Here is a 20,422-nt window from a genome sequence, read left to right on the forward strand (position 1 = left end):
ATGTCGTTACCCATTGTGAGACGGGAGCTTTGCTCTGACTCCCGTTTGAGTACACAACTACACCCTGTACTTGACAGGGTGTACCGCGGCCGCGCTATCCGGAATATTGACGAGCTGGATAACGCCGTAAAACAACTCACCCATTACAACCTGCTTAAAGGCATCGACGCTGCGTCGGCTTGCCTGGTTGATGCTATCAAAATGCAAAAGCGGGTCACCATTATCGGTGACTTCGATGCCGACGGTGCAACTTCCACCGCTGTTTGTGTACTGGCGCTGCGCCAGTTAGGCTTGCAGCAGGTGAACTATCTTGTGCCTAACCGGTTTGATTTCGGCTACGGCCTCAGTGAGCAGATTGTTGATGTCGCGTATGAGCAGGGTACCGATATCTTACTTACCGTTGATAATGGTATTGCCTGCCTTGCCGGTGTGAAGAGGGCGAAAGCGCTGGGACTCACTGTTATCCTGACGGACCACCATTTGCCGGGAAACACGCTGCCTGATGCCGATGCGATTGTGAATCCCAACCAGCCGGGCTGTGAATTTCCTTCAAAGAATCTGGCCGGCGTTGGTGTAGCCTTTTATCTGATGCTGTCTTTACGGGCAGCGTTACAGCAACAAGGCTGGTTTGAAGGCAAACAGCCGCCTAACCTGGCGACGCTTCTGGATATCGTTGCAGTAGGCACCGTTGCCGATGTTGTTGCGCTGGATAAGAACAACCGTGTTCTGGTGTATCAGGGCCTGCAACGCATTCGCAGCGGACATTGCCGGCCGGGCATTCAGGCTCTGTTCGAAATTGCTAACCGCAATAAGCCGCTGGCTTACCTCACCAGTACCGATCTGGGATTTGTTATCGGGCCCAGGCTGAACGCAGCCGGACGGCTGGACGATATGGCGCTGGGAATAGAGTGTTTACTTTGCGATGATCCGTTGCAGGCACGCCATATGGCAGCAGAGCTCGACCGTCTGAATCTACAACGGCGGGCCATAGAAACCGAAATGAAAGAAGAGGCAGAAGCGGCACTGGCTTCTGTTTCTGTGGGCGAGGACCTGCCTCCTGCACTGGTGATGTACCAGCCCCATTTCCATCAGGGCGTCATTGGCATTGTGGCCGGACGCTTAAAAGAAAAGCATCACCGGCCGGTTATTGTATTTGCCAACCAGGACGACAACACCATTAAAGGCTCTGCGCGCTCCATTCCCGGTTTGCATATCCGCGATATTCTCGATGAAGTGAATACCGGCTGGCCGGGTGTGATCGACAAGTTTGGCGGCCATGCTATGGCGGCGGGTTTAAGCCTGGCAACAGATGCGCTGGCTCAGTTTGAAAAGGCGTTTCATCATGTCACCCTGCGTCATCTGGCGAATATTGATTGCGAAAGAAAAATACTGTCTGATGGTGAGCTGGCTGCTGACGAAATAGATTTAAGTCTGGCTCATGCCTTACGTCAGGCCGGTCCGTTCGGTCAGGGCTTTGATGCCCCTAAATTTGACGGTGTGCTGGATATTGTTGATCAGCGCATGGTAGGGGAAAACAAAAATCACCTTAAGCTGGTATTCCGTAAGACCAATGGCGAAGAGGTAGACGGCATTGCATTTGGTGTAGACACCACAGTATGGCCAAATGCCGGTATCCTGCGCGCACAGGTGGTGTATCAGCTCGATATAAACACCTTCCGGGGACGGGAATCAGTTCAACTGCTTATTGAAGAGATCGTACCCGGTGAATGACGGTAAAGCACTCACAGAGAAGCATCAGGCGCTGACCCACAGTGAAAACTGCAAGGTCGTGTCTCATGTGCAGCGTGAAGAAGGCGAGTGGGTGCGTCATACGTTGATGCTCGATGGCGTGGACGTGCCCTTCATTTTCCGGCGTAAACAACAGTATCAGTCACTCAAAGGGGCGAGGGTCAACCTGACCTATTACCGTCAGCAGGAGGAAGTGGCGGGTATCCCTTTTGAAACAATGAAAGTGGTCCGGATCAAGCGGAGTTAACCCACAGATGAGTCAGCCAGACTGGTCAGATGCTTATGTGCTCCACCGCCGTCCGTATCGGGAAACGTCTTATATTGTCGATTTCTTTTCCTTGCAAACCGGTAAGGTCAGCGCGGTAGCGAAAGGCGTGAGAAGCAGCAAGAATGAGCGTAAAAGCCTGTTGCAACCCTTCCGTAAAGTGCGCATCCAGCTCAGCGGAAAAACCGACCTTAAAAACCTCAGACAAATTGAAAGTGGCGGGCCGGTGCCCATGCTGGCAGGGAACGATTTGTTTTGTGCCATGTATTTAAATGAAATACTTAACCGTGTCATGCCGGCGGGCCTCGCCAGTGATACGGTGTATGCACAATATGAGCACGCCCTGAATTCCCTTATCGTTCAACCTGATATTGAAAAAACATTACGTGAGTTTGAGTTTTCTCTGTTAGAAGAAATGGGTATGCTCGCGGACTGGTTTACTGACGGGCTGAGCGGTGAAGCCATTGAACCTGATGGCTGGTATCTGTATTCGCCGGAACAGGGGTTTGTGGCCTGTCATCAGCCCGCACATAAACACCGGTTGCCGGGAACGGCGCTTATCGAATTAGGACACGGGGAATGGACCGCGCTGTCGCGGCGGGCTGCGAAACTGATCAATCGCCAGGCACTGCATCGATTGCTGGGCGATAAACCGTTAAAAAGCAGAGAATTATTTCGCGCTTAGGCGGTGGCTGACGCCTATTTTCCTGAGTCAGCGGGGAACTTCTTTGCTACAATCTTCACACTTTATTGCCAGGGTTATCTATCCATGAACGACATCTTACTGGGCGTTAACATTGACCATATTGCCACGCTGCGAAACGCACGGGGTACGAATTATCCCGATCCTGTACATGCCGCTGACGTGGCCGAGCGGGCAGGCGCCGATGGGATCACTGTACATTTACGGGAAGATCGCCGTCATATTAAAGATCGTGACGTGGATTTACTGGCACAAACGATCAACACCCGTCTGAATCTGGAAATGGCAGTGACAGACGAAATGCTGCAGATAGCGTTGAAAACACAGCCTGCTTTTTGCTGTCTGGTGCCGGAAAAGCGTGAAGAGCTGACCACAGAAGGTGGTCTGGATGTCGCCGGTAATTTTGATGCAGTGAAAAACGCTTGTACCATGCTGGGTGAAGCGGGTATTCAGGTTTCCCTGTTTATTGATGCAGACGAGAAGCAAATTGATGCGGCCATTGAATGTGGTGCGCCTTATATCGAAATTCACACCGGTCAGTATGCTGAAGCAAAAAATGAGCGTGAACAGGAAGTGGAACTGGCACGACTTAAAAAAGGTATTCACTATGCCGCTAAAAAAGGCCTGAAAGTTAACGCCGGTCACGGCCTGCACTACCATAACGTGAAGCCTGTCGCCGCCATTCCTGAAATCATTGAGCTGAATATCGGTCACGCCATTATTGCCCGTGCGGCGTTTGATGGTCTGGCAAAAGCCGTCGCTGATATGCGTGCGCTGATGCAGGAAGCCCGTGCAGGAAAAGCAGGCTGAGCATGGCCATTGTGGGAATGGGCACGGACATTGTCGAAATTGCCCGCATAGAAGACGCTCTGTCCCGTTCAGCGCGGTTAGCCAGCCGTGTTCTTACTGAGCAGGAAATGGTTATCTTCGGAGCGAGCCCTGAACCAGCAAGATATCTGGCTAAGCGGTTCGCAGTGAAAGAAGCAGCGGTCAAAGCATTAGGCACGGGGATTGGCCGGGGGATCAGCTGGCATCATATCTGTGTGAGTAACAATGAGTCCGGCGCCCCTTTTCTGACATTTAGTGATGAATTTGCAAAACGCTGTGAAGAAAAGGGCGTTGTTCGCAGTCATGTCTCCATTTCTGATGAGCAGCATTACGCTACTGCTACTGTTATTTTAGAATCATAATTATGGTCAGTTTCTATAAGCCGGCAAAGTCGTTGAAAAAAACACAAACCGGTAAAACCGTCACCGTTCAACGTTGGGACATGACCGGACAAGGTGTGTGTAACGACAGCAAACCAGTACTGTTTGTTGATGGTGCGCTGCCCGGCGAAAAAGTTGATGTGCTGGTTACACAACAACAAAAGCGCTTCGCAAGAGCGTCGGTAAAAAAAATCCTCACGTCCAGCCCTCATCGGGTAACATCTTTTTGCGACCTCGCTGATCGTTGTGGAGGTTGCCAGTTGCAATATGCAGATGCCGGTGCGGCACTCACATATCGTCAGGAAGCGCTGGATAGCTGGTGGAAATTACAGTTTGGGTTAGATCACATTCCCTGGACCGCAGCGGTCACCGGAGAACGTCGTGGTTATCGCCGGAAAGCCCGGCTCGCAACAGACGCACGAAATGACAAACAGTTTAAGTTAGGTTACCGGGAAGAGCAGGGTAAGCAGGTGGTGGATGTTGACCAGTGCCCTGTACTGCAACCCGGATTATCTGCGCTGATCGCGCCTTTAAAAGCACTTCTGTCGGGTCACTCTGCCCGTAAACATGTGGGCCATGTCACCTTACTTGCCGGCGATAATGTGAATGCTGTTTCTGTGCGGCTGACTAAACCCATGTCCCCGGCATTCGGCGATGCACTGATAGCATTTGCTGTTGAGCATAAAGTAAACATGACCGTGGAAGGACAGGAAGGCACGCTTACATTGCATAAAGAAGCGGAGCTGTATTGCACCACAGAACCCGGATTGAGTTTGTCTCCGGCGGCAGATGATTTTGTTCAGGTAAACGGGCCGGTTAACGCTATGATGGTGGCACAGGCCATGGAGTGGTTGAATCCGCAGCCCGGTGAAAAAATTGCCGACTGGTTCAGCGGGCTGGGTAACTTTTCCCTGTCGCTGGCAAAACGGGGAGCACAGGTGCAGGCCGTTGAGGGCGTGGCTGAAATGGTGCAGCGGGCTAAAGAAAATGCGTCAAAACAGGGCGTAGACAATGTGAACTGGTTACATCTGGATTTGTCTGATGAACAGGCAGTAGCTCAGGCTCTGACCGGCGGTTTTGATAAACTGTTGCTGGATCCCTCGCGGGAAGGCGCGTATGCCGTATGTGAAACCCTGACACGACAACGGGTAAAATCAATTTTGTATGTTTCTTGCAATCCGGGTACTCTGACAAGAGATGCGCAGTGCCTTCTGGCGTCTGGGTATGCAATCGAGCGCGTGGGGCTCATTGAAATGTTTCCCCATACCCGACATCTGGAAGTCATGATGTTATTAACGGACCACAAGAACAAAGCATAAGCGAGTTGATGTTTTATGGTATCAACACGAAAAGTACACGAGCCTGACAGACCGTCATTTGAAGCCTGGTTAAATAGTCTGTCGCTAAGTGATACTACAAAAGAAAAATTAAAAGCAGTGTCCCATATGCCTGACCGTCTGCTGGTCGGGCAGGAAATGGTGGAAATTCTGCATCAGCTGAACATGGATGATGCCACGCTGCAGGCGGCACTGGTGTACCAGTATTGTGAAAAGCATAATCTCACCGATACTGACGTGCTGGCGGAATTTGGTGAAGAGATCAGCGATCTGATCAATGGTGTCCGCCGCATGGACGCTATCAAAACTCTGCACAGCCGCCGCCGGAACGAATCTTCCCTGTCTGTTCCTGACGAACAACATATCGACAGCATCCGCCGGATGTTACTTGCTATGGTGGAAGATGTCCGCGCCGTGGTAATTAAGATGGCTGAGCGGATTTGTGCACTGCAACAGGTTAAAAAAGCCGACGAAGAGACCCGGGTGCTGGTTGCCAGAGAGTGTGCGACGATTTATGCGCCGCTGGCCAACCGTCTGGGTATCGGTCAGCTAAAGTGGGAGCTGGAAGACCTGGCTTTCCGCTACCTGCATCCGAAAACCTATAAAGATATTGCTCAACAGCTCGATGGTAAGCGCAAGGAGCGGGCAACCTACATTCAGAATGTCGTGTCTGACTTACAGGCGCTGGTGGATAACGAGCACATCAAAGCGGAAGTCTACGGCCGCCCTAAGCATATCTACAGTATCTGGAAAAAGATGCAGAAAAAGCACCTTACTTTTGAGCAGCTTTTTGATATTCGTGCGGTACGCATCATTGCTGAACGGTTACAGGATTGTTATGCCGCATTGGGTACCGTTCACGCAAACTACAAACATATTCCCAAAGAGTTTGACGACTATATCGCCACACCAAAACCGAATGGATACCAGTCTATCCACACGGTCATTGTGGGGCCGGAAGGCAAGCCCGTTGAAATTCAAATCCGTACTCAGCAAATGCATCAGGATGCAGAGCTGGGTGTAGCGGCTCACTGGAAATATAAAGAAGGGTCTACCGGAAAGGCATCCGGTTACGATGAGCGTATTAACTGGCTGCGCCGCATTCTTGCCTGGCAGGAAGAAGTGGCGGAGAGCGGCGACCTGGTCGAAGAATTACGTAGTCAGGTATTCGACGACCGTGTGTATGTGTTTACCCCGAAAGGGGATGTTGTCGACCTGCCACAGGGCGCAACGCCGCTGGATTTTGCCTATTACATTCACAGTAACGTCGGTCACCGGTGTATCGGCGCTAAAGTAAACGGGCGTATTGTGCCATTTACCTACCAGTTGCAAAGCGGAGACCAGGTAGAAATTCATACCGGTAAAGAGCTTAACCCCAGCCGTGATTGGATGCATCCGGGGCTCGGCTATGTGCATTCATCCAGAGCCAGAGCGACTATTCACTCGTTCTTTAAAAAGCAGGATAAAGAGAAAAACCTGCTGGCCGGAAAGGAAATGCTGGAACGGGAATTATCCCGTGCCCACTTGCCGGTGAAAGTACCTGCCGAAGCGTGTGAGAAGTACAATCTCCAGCACGTGGACGATCTCTACGCCGCCATCGGTGTGGGTGATATCCGTGTGATGACGGTGGTGAATCATATTCAGCACCTGCTGGAGCCGGAGCCGGCAGAAGAGCCGGAAATCAGTCCGAAGGTGAAAACCCGCAAGAGTGCCGGCTCTAAAGGCAAGCAGGATACGGTTGTCATTGAAGGGGTTGGTCACCTGATGAGTCAGCTGGCGAACTGCTGTAAACCTGTACCCGGTGAATCCATTATGGGTTATATCACGCAGGGGCGGGGTGTCAGTGTGCACAAAGAAAACTGCGATCAGTTGCAGCATTTGTTAGAACAACATCCTGAAAGACAAATCGAAGTCAGCTGGTCGACACAGTTAAATGTGGGTTTTGAAACCGGTATCGATATTTTCTGTTCAGACAGGACCGGTCTGCTCAGAGATATCACTACTGTACTGGCAAACGAGAGTGTGGCACTGCTTGGTGTTAACAGTCTGAGTGATAAAACCCGACAGACGGCGATGATTTCTATTTCGGTAGAAGTTCCGGACCGCCAGGTTTTATCAAAAGTGATGACCCGGCTGTTGCAGTTAAAAGGTGTGGTTGATGTCAAACGTAAAACCGGTTAACGGTAACGCTGAGGCCTTCTTCGAAGCCACCGATCCCGCATTGCCTGCGCTCCAATATGCGCAGGCCTTGCAGCAGCGCTGTCGTGACGTGGGCTTTGACTGGCATGAAACGCAGCCGGTGCTGGATAAAATAAAAGAAGAAGTCGATGAAGTTCAGCAGGAACTTGATGCAAGCCTGGTGAACAAAGACCGGCTTCAGGAAGAAATTGGCGATGCTTTGTTCGCCATCGTCAATTTAGCCCGCCATATGGATATTGATGCCGATCAGGCGCTGCGTGAAGCCAGTGAAAAATTCCGCCACAGGTTCGAACACGTGGTTGCGCTGGCCAATGAAGAAGGCCGGGCACTAGCCGGTTACGACTTGCCGTCTTTAGAATCCTTCTGGGTAAAAGCTAAAGCGGCTGAGCTTGCAAAGCAGAAATCTCGTTAAGTAACGCGTAAGGTGCTTCAATCCAGTCGTGATTTTCAAATGAGTATGACAACACATTTGATTCCAGCAGATGCACAACCCGCTTCCCCTTTTTGACCATGTCCCATGCTTTGCGGTGCTCTGGGTAGCGGTTAAATATTTTCGCCAGTTCTCCGGATTTCAACAGCCTTGTCAGTCCGTCCTGCAATCTTTGTTGTAATTCGGGCGCATGGGGGGCGACAAAAAAATATTCGTAGCTGGGGTAAATGATCAGATGATTCTGCTCGATAGTCAGCTTATCGCTGTTGTGATAGGACAAATCTCTGTATACCTCCACCACATTACGGGGAAAATAATCGATGATCCCTTCTTCGAGACTGCGGTACATGGTGGTGTACCAGTCACTCCAACTGATACTAGCAACTGTAAAATCGTGATACTGCAAAATTTTGGTGTCCGGCCAGTCACTCCCCTGAACCGATGTCATCAACTTTATACCATCAAGGGTCTGTCCCGGGCCAAAGGCATTTTGCTTATTTTTATTGATTACGAAAATACGGTGACCGCCTAACCCTTGCAGTAAAGGGAACCTTACCGGCAGTAGCTGTTGTTCAAGTTCATCAGTGGTCACACTCCACATGATGTCGCTTTCACCCCGAAGCAGCGTGAGAATTTGTCGCCCCTGCGGCATGGGGAAGGGATGTCTCTCAAGGGTGACAGCACCGTAGTCATCTTCAGTGATCCGCAGTGCGGCGCGCAGCACATCTATATGGTACACGCCGTAGGTCGGACCGGCGAAGGATTGGGTAAAGGTATAAGTTTGAGACAACGCGGGAGCGCTGCACATGAAGGAGCACAGTAGAGTGATGCACAGAAGCAGCCTCTGGCTGACATATCGTGTTTTTATAAGCAAAGTTTGTTGTGTGCCGGATGTGTGCGTAAACACTGTTTACTCTAGCTTAATAATTGAGCGATGCCAGTTTTTTATTTAATTGTCAGAAATTTCCCGTCAGGGGTTCGCTTTTTATTCAAATCCTGTATAATTCGCGCCCTGCCCAGTTACACCCACCTTTGGGAAGGTGGAAGAATCAATGGGCTCGAAGGGGTCCGGTCATTGATTTTAATTAGATTTCCGGCTGTTCCGGTAATCTGTAACGAAGAATTTTTCGGGTGATTTTGAAATGAAAACTTTTGTTGCTAAACCAGAAACGGTACAACGTGACTGGTACGTGGTAGATGCCACTGACAAAACTTTAGGTCGTCTTGCGACTGAAATTGCACGCCGTCTGCGTGGTAAGCATAAAGCTGAGTACACTCCTCACGTTGATACTGGCGATTACATCGTTGTTATCAATGCAGAGAAAGTGACTGTAACTGGTAATAAAGCGAAGGGCAAAATGTACTACGCGCACACTGGTTACCCTGGTGGTCTGAAAGAGACAAACTTTGAAAAACTGATCGCTCACAAGCCAGAGATGGTTATTGAGAAAGCAGTTAAAGGAATGTTACCAAAAGGCCCTCTGGGTCGTGAAATGTTCCGTAAAATGAAAGTTTACGCTGGTGCAGAACACAAGCACGCAGCTCAGCAACCACAAGTTTTGGACATCTAAGGAGCATTTGACATGGCAGATACTCAATACTACGGCACAGGCCGCCGCAAAAGTTCTACTGCTCGTGTGTTCCTGCGTCCGGGTACAGGCAGCATCGTAGTTAACCAACGCGCGCTGGATACGTACTTTGGTCGTGAGACTGAGTGCATGGTTGTTCGTCAGCCTCTTGAGCTGGTAGAAATGACTGAGAAGTTTGACGTTTACGTTACTGTAAAAGGTGGCGGTTCAAACGGTCAGGCTGGTGCAATTCGTCACGGTTTGACTCGTGCTCTGATGGAGTATGATGAAGCGTTACGTCCTGCACTGCGCAAAGCTGGCTTTGTTACTCGTGACGCTCGTCGCGTTGAACGTAAGAAAGTTGGTCTGCACAAAGCACGTAAGAAGCCACAGTTCTCCAAGCGTTAATTCGCTTACTACTGTTATCAAAAACCCGGTCATCGACCGGGTTTTTTTATGCCTGTATTTTATTTACTGACAATTTTGTCCGGTGTTTCTGCTGCACGCTGAAACACCGGAAATACTCTGATTAGTCGCGCTAATCGCGGTAATTCAGCGCCGGCTTACGATCACCCAGCAGAGCTTCATATTCCACGTCTGATGCACGACGGTCAAATTCTGCTTTTGCTTCTTCAATGACTGCAGGCTGTTCGAATAATTTGATCGCAGTGAGAGCCAGTGTGCTGGCCGCAAGCGTCATACCTTTCTTGCCGATGGACATGCCTCCGGCAGCAACCGCCTGCCAGCTGTGGGGTGGTGTACCCGGAACCCAGGTTGCTGCACGCAATCCGGCTGTAGGTACCTGCCAGCTCACATCACCCACATCTGTTGATGCAGACCAGACAGGGATATCCTCTGAAAACTCAGCAACCTCACTTTGCTGGCCTTTCGCTTTCATGGCTGGTTTACCCAGTGACGGACGAATTTTATCAGCGAAGTTCTCTTCTTCAGCGCTGTAACTGATCCCGCCGAATGCGTGCATACTGCTATCCATCTGGCGGGCCAGCGTCAGATTAGGCAGAATGTTCCAGGTGCCCCCAACAACTTCCTCTTCCATTTCTGTTTCCGTTCCCAGTGCTGCGGCTTCTGCTATTTTCTCCAGACGTTTCCATAAAGACAGTACCACTTCAGGTTCAGGAGAGCGCACGTAATAATAGACTTCAGCAAAGTCGGGCACGATGTTCGGAGCGGCACCACCATTTGTGATCACGTAGTGGATGCGGGTGCGGTCAGGTACATGTTCACGCATCATGTTTACCATCATGTTCATTGCTTCTACTGCATCCAGCGCGGAGCGTCCCCGTTCCGGCGCAGCCGCAGCGTGAGCCGCAATACCACGGAAGCGGAACTTTGCACTCTTGTTGGCAAGAGTGGAAGAAGCTGCGGCAGAGTTTCCGTCTCCCGGATGCCAGTGAAGTGCCACATCTACATCATCAAACAAACCTTCACGTGCCATATACACCTTTCCGGAACCACCTTCTTCCGCAGGCGTACCATACACGCGGATTTGGCCAGCGGTACCGGTGGCTTCCAGCCAGTCCTTTACAACCAGCGCAGCTCCCACCGAACCACCGGCAAACAGGTGGTGGCCGCAGGCATGACCGTTGTGCATGCCGCTTTGTGGTTTTTTCTCAGGAATCGCCCGTTGAGACAGTCCGGGCAGAGCATCCATTTCTGCCAGCATGCCGATGACCGGACCATCGCCACCCCAGGTGGCTACGAAAGCGGTAGGCATACCAGCCACACCGGTTTCAACTTTAAAGCCGTGCTCACGGAGGACAGTCTGCATTAATGCTGAGCTTTGTGTTTCTTTATAACCAACTTCGGCCCAGTTCCACAAAGAGTCTGAAATGTTCTCCATTTGAAGTTGATGATCAGCAATGGCGTTCTTAACAAACGTTGCGTCATCTTGCGCAGCAAAAGTGAAGTGTGTGCAAAAGGGCAGGGTGACCCAGAGAATTTTACTGAGTGTTCTCATGATATTAGTGACGCTCCTTGCTTTAATTAACCGGTTAATTGTGCATTTCGGGGCGGAGGTTTAATTATTATTAAATTCCCGCCGGAAAAACGGTTTTCCGGAACTGATAGACTATACTGAAGTCCGGCTGAAGATTTGACTCCGGTTCCGGCTTATTATTGAAATTGAACGGCAATCCGTTCGGGTTTCATCATTGTGTGACATTCACCATACATCGTGTCACTGCAATGATAATAACAGGACAGGAATCATTAAATTTTTAAAAGGTCTTTGATTAAGCGCAGGTTATCGTTTTTTAATCGTTGATAAAACCTTGTAACAATAAGGGCTTTTCACTTATCATCTTTGGTCGAAATAATTATAAAGCATCGTGACGCTCACAGCAGACGGGCGCTGACAGTGCAAATCAAGACAGGCCGACTGATACCGGTACGTAACTTTAATGTTAAAAAGTTGCCCCGGTATCAAAATCCAAATCTGGAGAATTGTGGATGAGTAACGTATCAGTAGATGCAAAAGACTCTGCACTCAACGGAAGCCAACCGGACAACACCCGCCGCCGTTTTTTAACGGTAGCAACTTCGGTGGTTGGTGCTGTTGGTGTTGCAGGTGCAGCGGTACCTTTTGTTACTTCCTGGAACCCGAGTGCGAAAGCCAAAGCCGCCGGCGCAGATGTTGAGGTAGACATCAGTGCGATTGAGCCGGGACAGTTAATTCGTGTTATGTGGCGAAGCAAACCGGTCTGGATTGTACGCCGTACCCCGGAAGTGCTGGAAGAGCTGGCTACTCATGAAGACAGTCTTCGCGACCCTGAATCTGAAACAGAGCAGCAACCTGCATTTGCCAAAAACCGTTACCGTTCTCTGAAAGAGGAATACCTCATTCTGGTGGGTATTTGTACTCACCTTGGCTGTTCTCCTCAATACTTGAAAGACGGTGCCTTCGAAGAAGCCGTAGAGGGTGTACCCAGCGGATTTTTCTGTCCTTGTCACGGTTCCAAATTTGATATGGCCGGTCGTGTATTTCAGGGCGTACCTGCACCACTTAACCTGGTGGTTCCGCCTTATCAGTATGTTAACGACACCACCGTTATCATCGGTTCAGAAGCGGAGGCAGTTTAATTATGAATGCTTTTTTAAACTGGATTGAAGAACGTATCCCGATGATGCGGGTGGCGAATATGCACGCCATTCAATATCCTGCTCCACGTAATATGAACTTCTGGTACGTATTTGGTTTTCTGGCAACCATCGTGCTGGTCAACCAAATCGTAACCGGTATCTGGTTAACCATGAACTTTAACCCGACGGCGGAAGGGGCCTTCTTCTCTGTCGAGTACATCATGCGTGAAGTCGATTTCGGCTGGATCATCCGTTATATGCACAGTACCGGCGCATCTGCGTTCTTTATTGTGGTGTACATGCACATGTTCCGCGGCATGATTTACGGCTCCTATCAGAAACCCCGTGAGTTGCTGTGGGTTTTCGGTATGTTTATCTACCTCGCGTTAATGGCTGAAGCCTTCATGGGCTACGTACTTCCCTGGGGCCAAATGTCTTACTGGGGCGCACAGGTTATCGTGTCTCTGTTCGGTGCGATTCCGGTGATTGGTCCTGACCTGGTCATCTGGATTCAGGGCGACTATGTTATTTCCGGAGCTACGCTGAACCGCTTCTTTGCCCTGCACGTTATTGCCCTGCCACTGGTCATCGTCATTCTTGTGTTCCTGCATATCATTGCACTACACGAAGTGGGCTCTAATAACCCTGACGGTGTGGCAATCAAGCACAAGAAGGGCTCTCTGCCTGAAAGTGAAAAGACTAAATACGAAATCCACGAATACTACACCAGTAAATACGACATCGCTGATGATGTGGTGCCCTTCTTCCCGCACATCGTGCTTAAGGATTTAGTGGCGTTCAGTATCTTCCTTTTCGTATTCTGCTACATCATGTTCTTTGCGCCGGAAATGGGCGGCAAGTTCCTTGAACATCCAAACTTTGAAATTGCTAACCCGCTGAAGACGCCGGAGCATATTTTCCCTGTGTGGTACTTCACGCCTTTCTACGCCATCCTCAAAGCGGTACCGGATAAGCTGTTTGGTGTTATTGCTATGTTTGGTGCCATCGCGGCCCTGTTCGCACTGCCGTGGCTTGACCGTGGACGGGTGAAGTCATGGCGTTACCGCTGTGGCCTGCACAAAGTCAACTTGCTGCTTTTCGCTGCGGTATTCGTATTCCTGGGTTACCTGGGCGGTACACCACAGGAAAACTGGAAAATCATTGCTTCTCAGGTGGCTACCGTGTTGTATTTTGGTTTCTTCGTGGCACTGTTCTTATACAGCAAAAATGAAACAACGAAGCCTGTACCAGCGAGGATCCCGAAATGAGAAAACTAATGTTGTTACTGGCATTCCTCGTACCGGGTATGGCGATGGCTGCCAGCGGAAATGTCCATCTGGACAAAGCGCCAGTTGATTTAACCGATAAAGCGTCGTTACAGCGCGGTGCCAAAATCTTTATGAATTACTGCCTGGGTTGCCACTCTATGCAATACCAGCGCTATCAGCGTACCTTCACCGATTTAGGTATTCCTGATGAGATTGGTCAGGAAAACCTGCAATTTACCGGTGAGAAGGTGACGGATTACATCACCCGCTCAATGCCTGAAGAAGCTGCAGCTACCTGGTTTGGTGCGGCGCCGCCTGACCTGACGCTGGTGAACCGCGTCAGAGGCTCCGACTGGATTTATACTTACCTGCGCAGCTTTTATGTTGATGAAAGCCGTCCGTTTGGTGTGAACAATGTGGTATTCAAAGATGTAGGTATGCCTCATGTCCTTCAACCGCTTCAGGGCACGCCCCGTTTAACCCATGAAGAAACCATGGTAGACGGTGAAATGAAAGAGCAGTTTGTGGGTATTAAAACCGATGGTGACGGTGCGCTGAGCACGGAAGAGTATGACCAGGCGATTGCTGACCTGGTTAACTTCCTGGCATACAGTGGCGAACCGTTCCGCCTGCAATCCGAAGCTATCGGAAAGTGGGTACTGGTGTTCATTATTGTGCTGTTCATCTTCGTTTTCTTACTGAAGAAAGAATACTGGAAGGAAGTGCACTAATTTCTGTTAATTTGTGTATAATACGCAAGGGGGCATTCCGCCCCCTTTTTTAGCATTTGTTTCTGGTCGCTATACGGCCGGGCAAGGTAACACTCTCGACGGAGGAAAATGAATGGCCGTAGCCGCGAATAAGCGTTCAATCATGACGTTGTTCTCAGATACTATTGACATATATAGTCACCAGGTTCGTATTGTTTTGGCGGAAAAAGGTGTGGGTGTTGAAATTAGCTACACTGATCCAACTAACCTGCCTGAGGATCTGATTGATCTGAACCCCTACGGTACTGTGCCAACCCTCGTTGACAGAGAGTTAGTGTTATATAAATCCCATATCATCATGGAATACTTAGATGAGCGCTTCCCTCATCCTCCATTGATGCCGGTATACCCCGTTTCCCGTGGTCAGAGCCGCCTGATGATGCACCGCATCGAACAGGACTGGTATTCTCTGGCTGCACGTATTTTCCGTAATGAAGGTGATGTAGAAGCTGCCCGTAACGAATTACGTGAAGCGTTACTTTCATTAGGTCCTATTTTTGCTGAAATGCCATTCTTCATGAGCGAAGAATTCAGCCTGGTTGATTGCTACCTGGCACCGCTGCTGTGGCGTTTACCTGCGTTGGGGATCACTCTGACCGGTAATGGCAGTAAAGAAGTGAATGCATACATGAACCGCATTTTCTCCCGCAGTTCTTTCAAAGCTTCTCTGACTGATCAGGAACGCGAAATTCATAATCCGTTATGAGTAAAATGACATCCAATCAGCCGTATTTGCTGCGTGCATTTTACGAATGGATTGTAGACAACCAGTTAACGCCCTACATTGTAGTAGATGCCACGGTGGAGCGTGTTGATGTTCCGCAGGAATTCATTAAAGACGGCCAGATCGTGCTTAATGTTTCTCCCTCTGCGTGCGTTAACTTCTCGCTGGATCTGGACGCTATTTCGTTTCAGGCTCGTTTTGGTGGGCAACCCCGCCAGATCTATATGCCTTGTCATGCTGTACTGGCAATCTATGCCCGTGAGAATGGCGCAGGAACTGTTTTTGCTGTTGAAGATGAAATGCAGGCGCCTGAACAGTTGAGCGGTGACGATACTGACACGCTGAACGGACCGTCTTCCGACGTTACCGATGGCGATTCTGAGAACGCACCGGTGCCGCCGAAGAAAGGCAAACCTACGCTGAAAATCATTAAATAAAAAAATCCGGCCTGCGCGCCGGATTTTTTAATTCTGTTTAATACTGTTTCTTAAAAGTGCTGCTGTTGTGATCTGGCCGTGAGCAAACCGGGAGGATCCTGCGCCAGGATAAATGCTCCATACAACAACAGAGAGCTTTATCATGGCAAACAGAACCCTTCGCTACACAACCCTCTGCATGGCCACCCTGCCGGCATTTACTTTAAGCGCCGCTGAAGTAGAAATATCAGTGGAAAACCTCACCCGGGGTATCGCATTCACACCTTTATTCATAGCAGCACACAGCAGCGACACCCATCTGTTCGTGACCGGTGAAACAGCAAGCACAGAATTGCAGGCTATGGCGGAAGGCGGTGATATCTCAGGGCTGGAAACAATGGCTGCCGGAGCATCTGCTGATATGGTCAGTAATCCCGCTGACGGATTACTTATGCCGGCAATGACCACATCTGCCATGCTGACCACCACTGACGGCAATACCCAACTGAGTCTGGTAGCCATGTTGTTGCCCACCAATGATGGCTTTGTCGGTTTAGACAGCTGGACCATACCGGAAACTCCCGGCACCTACATGATTTACTTAAATGCCTATGATGCCGGTACCGAGGCCAATGATGAAGTTCGCGGGAGCGGCGTACCCGGTGAAGCAGGTATGCCGGTTCCTCCTCCTCTGGAAGCGTTAGTCGGTACGGACGGCACCGGGGTGAATGCCACTATCACCAATGCGACCGTTCATATCCATCCCGGCAATCTGGGAGACGATATGCTCAGCGGTGGTATGAGTGATGTTCAAAACACGGTACAGCGCTGGCTCAATCCCGTAGCCAGAGTGGTTGTTACGGTAAGTGAATAGGAGTGGATATGATGAATCAACGGATAATTCGCCTCAGCGCACTGACCGTCGCTTTATTCACCCTGGCGGCGTGTTCAGATGACGATGATGAAACCATCGTTGAACCCCCGGCACCTGAAATGCGGACTTATGAAATAACCGTAACCAATCTGACAGCTGCACAACCATTCTCGCCGGTCGCGGTGATTGCCAGTGACTCTGTGACTCTGTGGCAAACCGGCAGCGCTGCATCGGACGGGCTAGCCATGCTTGCTGAAGGAGGAGACAGCAGTGCACTGACAGCACAGGACGAGACGCTGGTTGCAGAAGCCGGTACTGAGCCATTGATGCCCGGAAGCAGCGAAACCTTTATGCTTACCATGGAAGCCAGTGATTCTGCTTTGTTGAGTGTGGTCACTATGCTGGTAAATACCAATGACGGATTCACAGGAATAACCGGGTTGGATTTATCTGCGCTGGTGACAAATGACACGCTTACCATGTTTCCCCATGTCTACGATGCGGGTACAGAAGAAAATACGGAGTCGGCGGGCACTATACCTGGTCCGGCAGATGGCGGGGAAGGTGTCAGCGACGGCAGAGAGGCCCTTGATGCTGTCACATTTCATGGCGGCGTTGTCAGTGCAGAGGGTGGACTGACAGACTCTGTTCTCGGTTCAGAACACCGTTTTGACAATCCGGTGATGAAATTAATTATCACCCGGATGGAATAAAATACAGGCACCTCCGGTCTGTTTCTATGCGAGTCATTGCATATGAAAACAGCCGGAGGGAAGATGATTTTGTTAACTCAGCATGATCAGGCTCAGTCACAGCGGATCCGCAAGTGTCTGGAGGCACTGGGACACCAGTGTGTGACAACGCTTAGCGACCCCTGTGAGGCAATCGCGGCAAATCAGTTTAGTCTGGTGGTTCTGGATATTGTATTGCCCGGCCGCTGCGGACTGGACGTCTGCCGTCAAATACGCCGGCAATACCCTCTGCTGCCTGTCATTATTGTTACCGCATCTCAAAGTGAAACTGACCATATCCTCGCGCTGGAACTCGGCGCAGACGATGTGGTGATGTTGTCGTGCCACGACAGGGTTTTACAGGCAAGAGTGAAAGTGCAGCTACGCCGCTATCGTCCTGAAGATGAGAAAAAGCCGTCGGGTTGCCATCTTTTGCAGTCTGGCAGGTTATCTCTGGATATCAGATCCCATCAGGCAATGATCGGCGAAAGTGCTCTGCCGCTTACCGCTACGGAATTTACGTTGCTTACGCATTTTGTCCGTCACCCCAATCAGGTATTCAGCCGGAATCAGCTACTGGAAACGGTGTGGGGTCATCAGCTCGACTGCTATGAACATACAGTGGTGTCACACATTAACCGGCTCCGAAGTAAGCTGGCTGCAGATAAGAGCGTGGCTGCTATGCTGGAAACCGTCAGGGGAGTAGGATACCGCTTTACGCCCCGGCCGCCGGTAAGTAGTCGCCGGCTGCATCATGTGCCGGCTGACAGATATCCTGCAGCCACATTTTAAGACGTGGCTGCCGGGCGTGAATATGCTCAGGTTAAAAGTAGTGACGCAGTTCCCAGGAAGGCAAATATACCCACTACATCGGTAATGGTTGTCAGAATAACGCTGCCGGCCAGGGCAGGGTCGATTTTCAGACGTTTCATGATCATGGGTAAGGTTGCACCGGATAGCGCAGCGGCAATCATGTTGACGAGCATGGCGAAGGCGATAACGAGGCCAAGCATAAGATCCTGCTTCCACAGACCTATTACAGAAGCGATAAGTACTGCCCACATCACGCCGTTTAACAGGCCGATTGCCAGCTCTTTATTAACCAGCCACTTTGCGTTACTGCCATTAACATGGCCCAGTGCCATACCGCGGATAACCAGTGTGAGTGTCTGGTTACCGGCTACACCACCCATGCTGGGAACGATGGTATTCAGGATAGCAAGCACGGCCATCTGGCTCAGTGTTGCTTCAAATAAGTCACTGACCGCTGCGGCAAGAAGGGCGGTAACCAGATTCACAGCCAGCCACACGGAGCGGCGCTGGGTAGATTGTAACACCGGCGCGAAGGTATCCTCTTCATCATCCAGACCGGCCATACTCATCATCGAGTGCTCCGCATCTTCGCGGATAATGTCGACTACGTCATCAATGGTAATACGACCGGCAAGGCGGTTTTTCTCGTCCACAACAGGGGCTGACAACCAGTTGTAACGTTCAAACAGACTGGCAACCTCACCATCAGGCATATTAACAGGGATCGCTTCGGGATCATCATCCATCACTTCTGACACTTTATCGTCGGGATCCGCTGTCAGCAGGCGTGCTACCGGCACAATGCCCACCAGATTATCTGTGCGGTTAACCACGTAAAATGTGTCCGTGTTTTCCGGTAAATCGCCTTTCAGTCTGAGATAGCGCAACACCACATCAACGGTTACGTCAGGGCGCAACGTAATGGTGTCGGTATTCATGATAAAACCGGCGGTTTCTTCACCGTAAGACAGTGCCTGTTCTGCCCGGTGTCTGTCCTGAGTATCCATGGACTGCAGAATGTCCTGCAATACTTCATCCGGCAGACTGCTTAAAGTTTCCGCCAGGTCATCGGTGTCCATTTCTTCAAGGGCATCAACAACCTTCTCCGGCACCATCTTGCTGATAATACCGTTACGTACATCTTCTGACAGCTCTTCTAAGATATCGCCGTGAAAATCGCCGTCTATGAGGTCCCAAAGTTCATCACGGGTTCGGGTCGGGCTGGATTCAAGGATCAGGGCAACATCGCTGGGTGGCAGCTCATGCAGCATTTTGCGCACAGAAACAAAACGGCCGTCATTTAACGCCGCATTAAGAGCCCATAGCTGGCTTTGTGCTGATTTGCTTTCGAGTGCTTCTGCCACGGAAATCCTTTGAGAAACAAACAGGGAGGTAGATAAAGAATACCTTACCCTCCGGAAACTGTCATCGGGAAAGCGGCGTATATCTGCCTGCGAATCGCCACAAACCGTCCGTTTGCGCAAATTGTGAGCATCGGGGCGATTTATTGTTGCTGCGCTTCGCTTTGCTCTCTGCGCATCTTTTCAAACAGGGAGGGTTCCCAGGGGCGTACCGCCAGCAACATACCAATATGTGTTCGTTCTGAAACCGGTAAAGATGAGTCAGCATCGTTTAATTCTGCCGCTTCCGTTGACAGTTGCTTCAGGCGCTTTTCAATGATCCGGATGGATTCCTCTGAATAGCGGCCACGGATGTATAACCTGAACAGCCAGGGTTCACCCCGCTTCGGCGCCATGAACTTCACCATAACTTCCTGTTCCATAAACTGTGCTAACGGTCCTCCCGGGATCCAGCGGAAATTCTGGCCAATGCGCAGGCGGTAGCGGTTGCCGGGTAAAAGTTCTATCAGCCTGAGTTTATCGAGCTTTGCCAGCAGCCTGACACCTTCCAGAGGGTCTATCGCATAATGCCCGGTGATATCGTCAAACTGCCATCCGTCCCTTACCAGCACGGCCATAAGCAAAAGCTTCGGGTTAGCCAGTAACTCTTTTTCCTGTTCTTCAGTTAACTGGGACAGGGCGGGCTGTTCCCGTTCGCTGAGTTGGAACAGTTCACTGAGGGTCAGGTCCATCACATCGCAAATTTGTACCAGTCTCTCCAGAGTAAAGGCTTTCTGTGCAAAACATCTTTTTATGCTTGCCTCACTCAGGTCAAGGCGCTCCGCCAGTGATTTATAAGTAAAACCCCGCTGCTTCAAACAGCGCTTCAGGGTACCGATGAGTTGCTTAATCTGCTGCATAGTATTAA

General features: G+C 50.4%; 22 protein-coding genes. 18 read left to right on the forward strand and 4 right to left on the reverse strand.

Going from position 1 to position 20,422, the window contains the following annotated elements; genetic code table 11:
- The 8 genes from recJ to ACXAG2_RS06825 all read left to right on the forward strand — a co-directional run bounded on the left by recJ (nt 1) and on the right by ACXAG2_RS06825 (nt 7,873).
- Nucleotides 1-1,731 carry a single-stranded-DNA-specific exonuclease RecJ gene (gene recJ, locus ACXAG2_RS06790; RefSeq protein WP_474865395.1) on the forward strand — a complete coding sequence of 577 codons (1,731 nt, stop codon included), beginning with the start codon at nt 1-3 and terminating at the stop codon, nt 1,729-1,731.
- Nucleotides 1,724-1,996, forward strand: coding sequence for a hypothetical protein (locus ACXAG2_RS06795; protein ID WP_474865398.1), 273 nt, complete (start codon nt 1,724-1,726; stop codon nt 1,994-1,996). Before recJ ends, ACXAG2_RS06795 begins: the two co-directional genes overlap by 8 nt.
- Before the next feature lie 7 nt (nt 1,997-2,003).
- Nucleotides 2,004-2,699, forward strand: coding sequence for a DNA repair protein RecO (gene recO, locus ACXAG2_RS06800; protein WP_474865401.1), 696 nt, complete (start codon nt 2,004-2,006; stop codon nt 2,697-2,699).
- 84 nt (nt 2,700-2,783) lie between these two features.
- Nucleotides 2,784-3,527: a pyridoxine 5'-phosphate synthase gene (gene pdxJ / locus ACXAG2_RS06805; protein ID WP_474865403.1), complete on the forward strand. Its 744-nt coding sequence runs from the start codon at nt 2,784-2,786 to the stop codon at nt 3,525-3,527.
- 2 nt (nt 3,528-3,529) lie between these two features.
- Entirely contained in the window at nt 3,530-3,907 is a 378-nt protein-coding gene (gene acpS / locus ACXAG2_RS06810; RefSeq protein WP_303573694.1) for a holo-ACP synthase, read from the forward strand.
- Between the two features lie 32 nt (nt 3,908-3,939).
- The gene (gene rlmD, locus ACXAG2_RS06815) at nt 3,940-5,244 is read left to right on the forward strand and encodes a 23S rRNA (uracil(1939)-C(5))-methyltransferase RlmD (RefSeq protein WP_474865406.1); all 1,305 of its coding nucleotides are present in this window, start codon (nt 3,940-3,942) and stop codon (nt 5,242-5,244) included.
- 15 nt (nt 5,245-5,259) lie between these two features.
- Nucleotides 5,260-7,443, forward strand: coding sequence for a GTP diphosphokinase (gene relA / locus ACXAG2_RS06820; protein ID WP_474865409.1), 2,184 nt, complete (start codon nt 5,260-5,262; stop codon nt 7,441-7,443).
- Nucleotides 7,421-7,873, forward strand: a complete 453-nt coding sequence (locus tag ACXAG2_RS06825; protein ID WP_474865411.1) for a MazG nucleotide pyrophosphohydrolase domain-containing protein — start codon at nt 7,421-7,423, stop codon at nt 7,871-7,873. The genes relA and ACXAG2_RS06825 overlap by 23 nt, the downstream gene beginning before the upstream one ends.
- On the opposite strand, the gene ACXAG2_RS06830 is transcribed toward ACXAG2_RS06825, so the two are convergent.
- Nucleotides 7,836-8,699 carry a hypothetical protein gene (locus tag ACXAG2_RS06830; RefSeq protein WP_474865414.1) on the reverse strand — a complete coding sequence of 288 codons (864 nt, stop codon included), beginning with the start codon at nt 8,697-8,699 and terminating at the stop codon, nt 7,836-7,838. The two genes, ACXAG2_RS06825 and ACXAG2_RS06830, sit on opposite strands and share 38 nt — an antisense overlap.
- Before the next feature lie 334 nt (nt 8,700-9,033).
- Here ACXAG2_RS06830 and rplM point away from each other — a divergent pair, with 334 nt between their 5' ends.
- Together rplM and rpsI are read left to right on the forward strand one after the other, a co-directional pair.
- Complete coding sequence (rplM, locus tag ACXAG2_RS06835) at nt 9,034-9,462, forward strand: 50S ribosomal protein L13 (RefSeq protein WP_070123948.1); 429 nt, start codon at nt 9,034-9,036, stop codon at nt 9,460-9,462.
- A gap of 12 nt (nt 9,463-9,474) precedes the next feature.
- Nucleotides 9,475-9,867, forward strand: a complete 393-nt coding sequence (rpsI, locus tag ACXAG2_RS06840; RefSeq protein WP_119500166.1) for a 30S ribosomal protein S9 — start codon at nt 9,475-9,477, stop codon at nt 9,865-9,867.
- A 130-nt stretch (nt 9,868-9,997) separates the two neighbouring features.
- Here rpsI and ACXAG2_RS06845 read toward each other — a convergent pair whose 3' ends face one another.
- On the reverse strand, nt 9,998-11,437 hold the full coding sequence (locus ACXAG2_RS06845; protein ID WP_474865416.1) for an amidohydrolase: 1,440 nt from the start codon (nt 11,435-11,437) through the stop codon (nt 9,998-10,000).
- A gap of 491 nt (nt 11,438-11,928) precedes the next feature.
- On the opposite strand from ACXAG2_RS06845, the gene petA reads away from it, so the two are divergent.
- The 8 genes from petA (at nt 11,929) to ACXAG2_RS06885 (ending at nt 18,133) form a co-directional block, all read left to right on the forward strand.
- Nucleotides 11,929-12,558, forward strand: a complete 630-nt coding sequence (gene petA / locus ACXAG2_RS06850) for a ubiquinol-cytochrome c reductase iron-sulfur subunit (RefSeq protein ID WP_119500168.1) — start codon at nt 11,929-11,931, stop codon at nt 12,556-12,558.
- Between the two features lie 2 nt (nt 12,559-12,560).
- Nucleotides 12,561-13,826, forward strand: a complete 1,266-nt coding sequence (locus ACXAG2_RS06855; protein ID WP_119500169.1) for a cytochrome b — start codon at nt 12,561-12,563, stop codon at nt 13,824-13,826.
- Nucleotides 13,823-14,557, forward strand: coding sequence for a cytochrome c1 (locus ACXAG2_RS06860; RefSeq protein WP_349584366.1), 735 nt, complete (start codon nt 13,823-13,825; stop codon nt 14,555-14,557). The genes ACXAG2_RS06855 and ACXAG2_RS06860 overlap by 4 nt, the downstream gene beginning before the upstream one ends.
- Before the next feature lie 112 nt (nt 14,558-14,669).
- The gene (sspA, locus tag ACXAG2_RS06865) at nt 14,670-15,302 is read left to right on the forward strand and encodes a stringent starvation protein SspA (protein ID WP_119500171.1); all 633 of its coding nucleotides are present in this window, start codon (nt 14,670-14,672) and stop codon (nt 15,300-15,302) included.
- The gene (locus ACXAG2_RS06870) at nt 15,299-15,757 is read left to right on the forward strand and encodes a ClpXP protease specificity-enhancing factor (protein ID WP_474844929.1); all 459 of its coding nucleotides are present in this window, start codon (nt 15,299-15,301) and stop codon (nt 15,755-15,757) included. Before sspA ends, ACXAG2_RS06870 begins: the two co-directional genes overlap by 4 nt.
- Nucleotides 15,758-15,935: 178 nt before the next feature.
- Entirely contained in the window at nt 15,936-16,610 is a 675-nt protein-coding gene (locus tag ACXAG2_RS06875) for a spondin domain-containing protein (RefSeq protein ID WP_474865620.1), read from the forward strand.
- Between the two features lie 8 nt (nt 16,611-16,618).
- Nucleotides 16,619-17,323 carry a spondin domain-containing protein gene (locus ACXAG2_RS06880; RefSeq protein ID WP_474844928.1) on the forward strand — a complete coding sequence of 235 codons (705 nt, stop codon included), beginning with the start codon at nt 16,619-16,621 and terminating at the stop codon, nt 17,321-17,323.
- A 63-nt stretch (nt 17,324-17,386) separates the two neighbouring features.
- Entirely contained in the window at nt 17,387-18,133 is a 747-nt protein-coding gene (locus tag ACXAG2_RS06885; protein WP_474865419.1) for a response regulator transcription factor, read from the forward strand.
- A gap of 26 nt (nt 18,134-18,159) precedes the next feature.
- Here ACXAG2_RS06885 and mgtE read toward each other — a convergent pair whose 3' ends face one another.
- On the reverse strand, nt 18,160-19,518 hold the full coding sequence (mgtE, locus tag ACXAG2_RS06890; protein WP_303573685.1) for a magnesium transporter: 1,359 nt from the start codon (nt 19,516-19,518) through the stop codon (nt 18,160-18,162).
- Nucleotides 19,519-19,658: 140 nt separating this feature from the next.
- Nucleotides 19,659-20,414, reverse strand: coding sequence for a helix-turn-helix domain-containing protein (locus ACXAG2_RS06895; RefSeq protein WP_474865421.1), 756 nt, complete (start codon nt 20,412-20,414; stop codon nt 19,659-19,661).
- Between the last annotated feature and the right edge of the window lie 8 nt (nt 20,415-20,422).

The sequence above is a fragment of the Alteromonas sp. ABH4_456 genome (genome assembly GCF_056160645.1).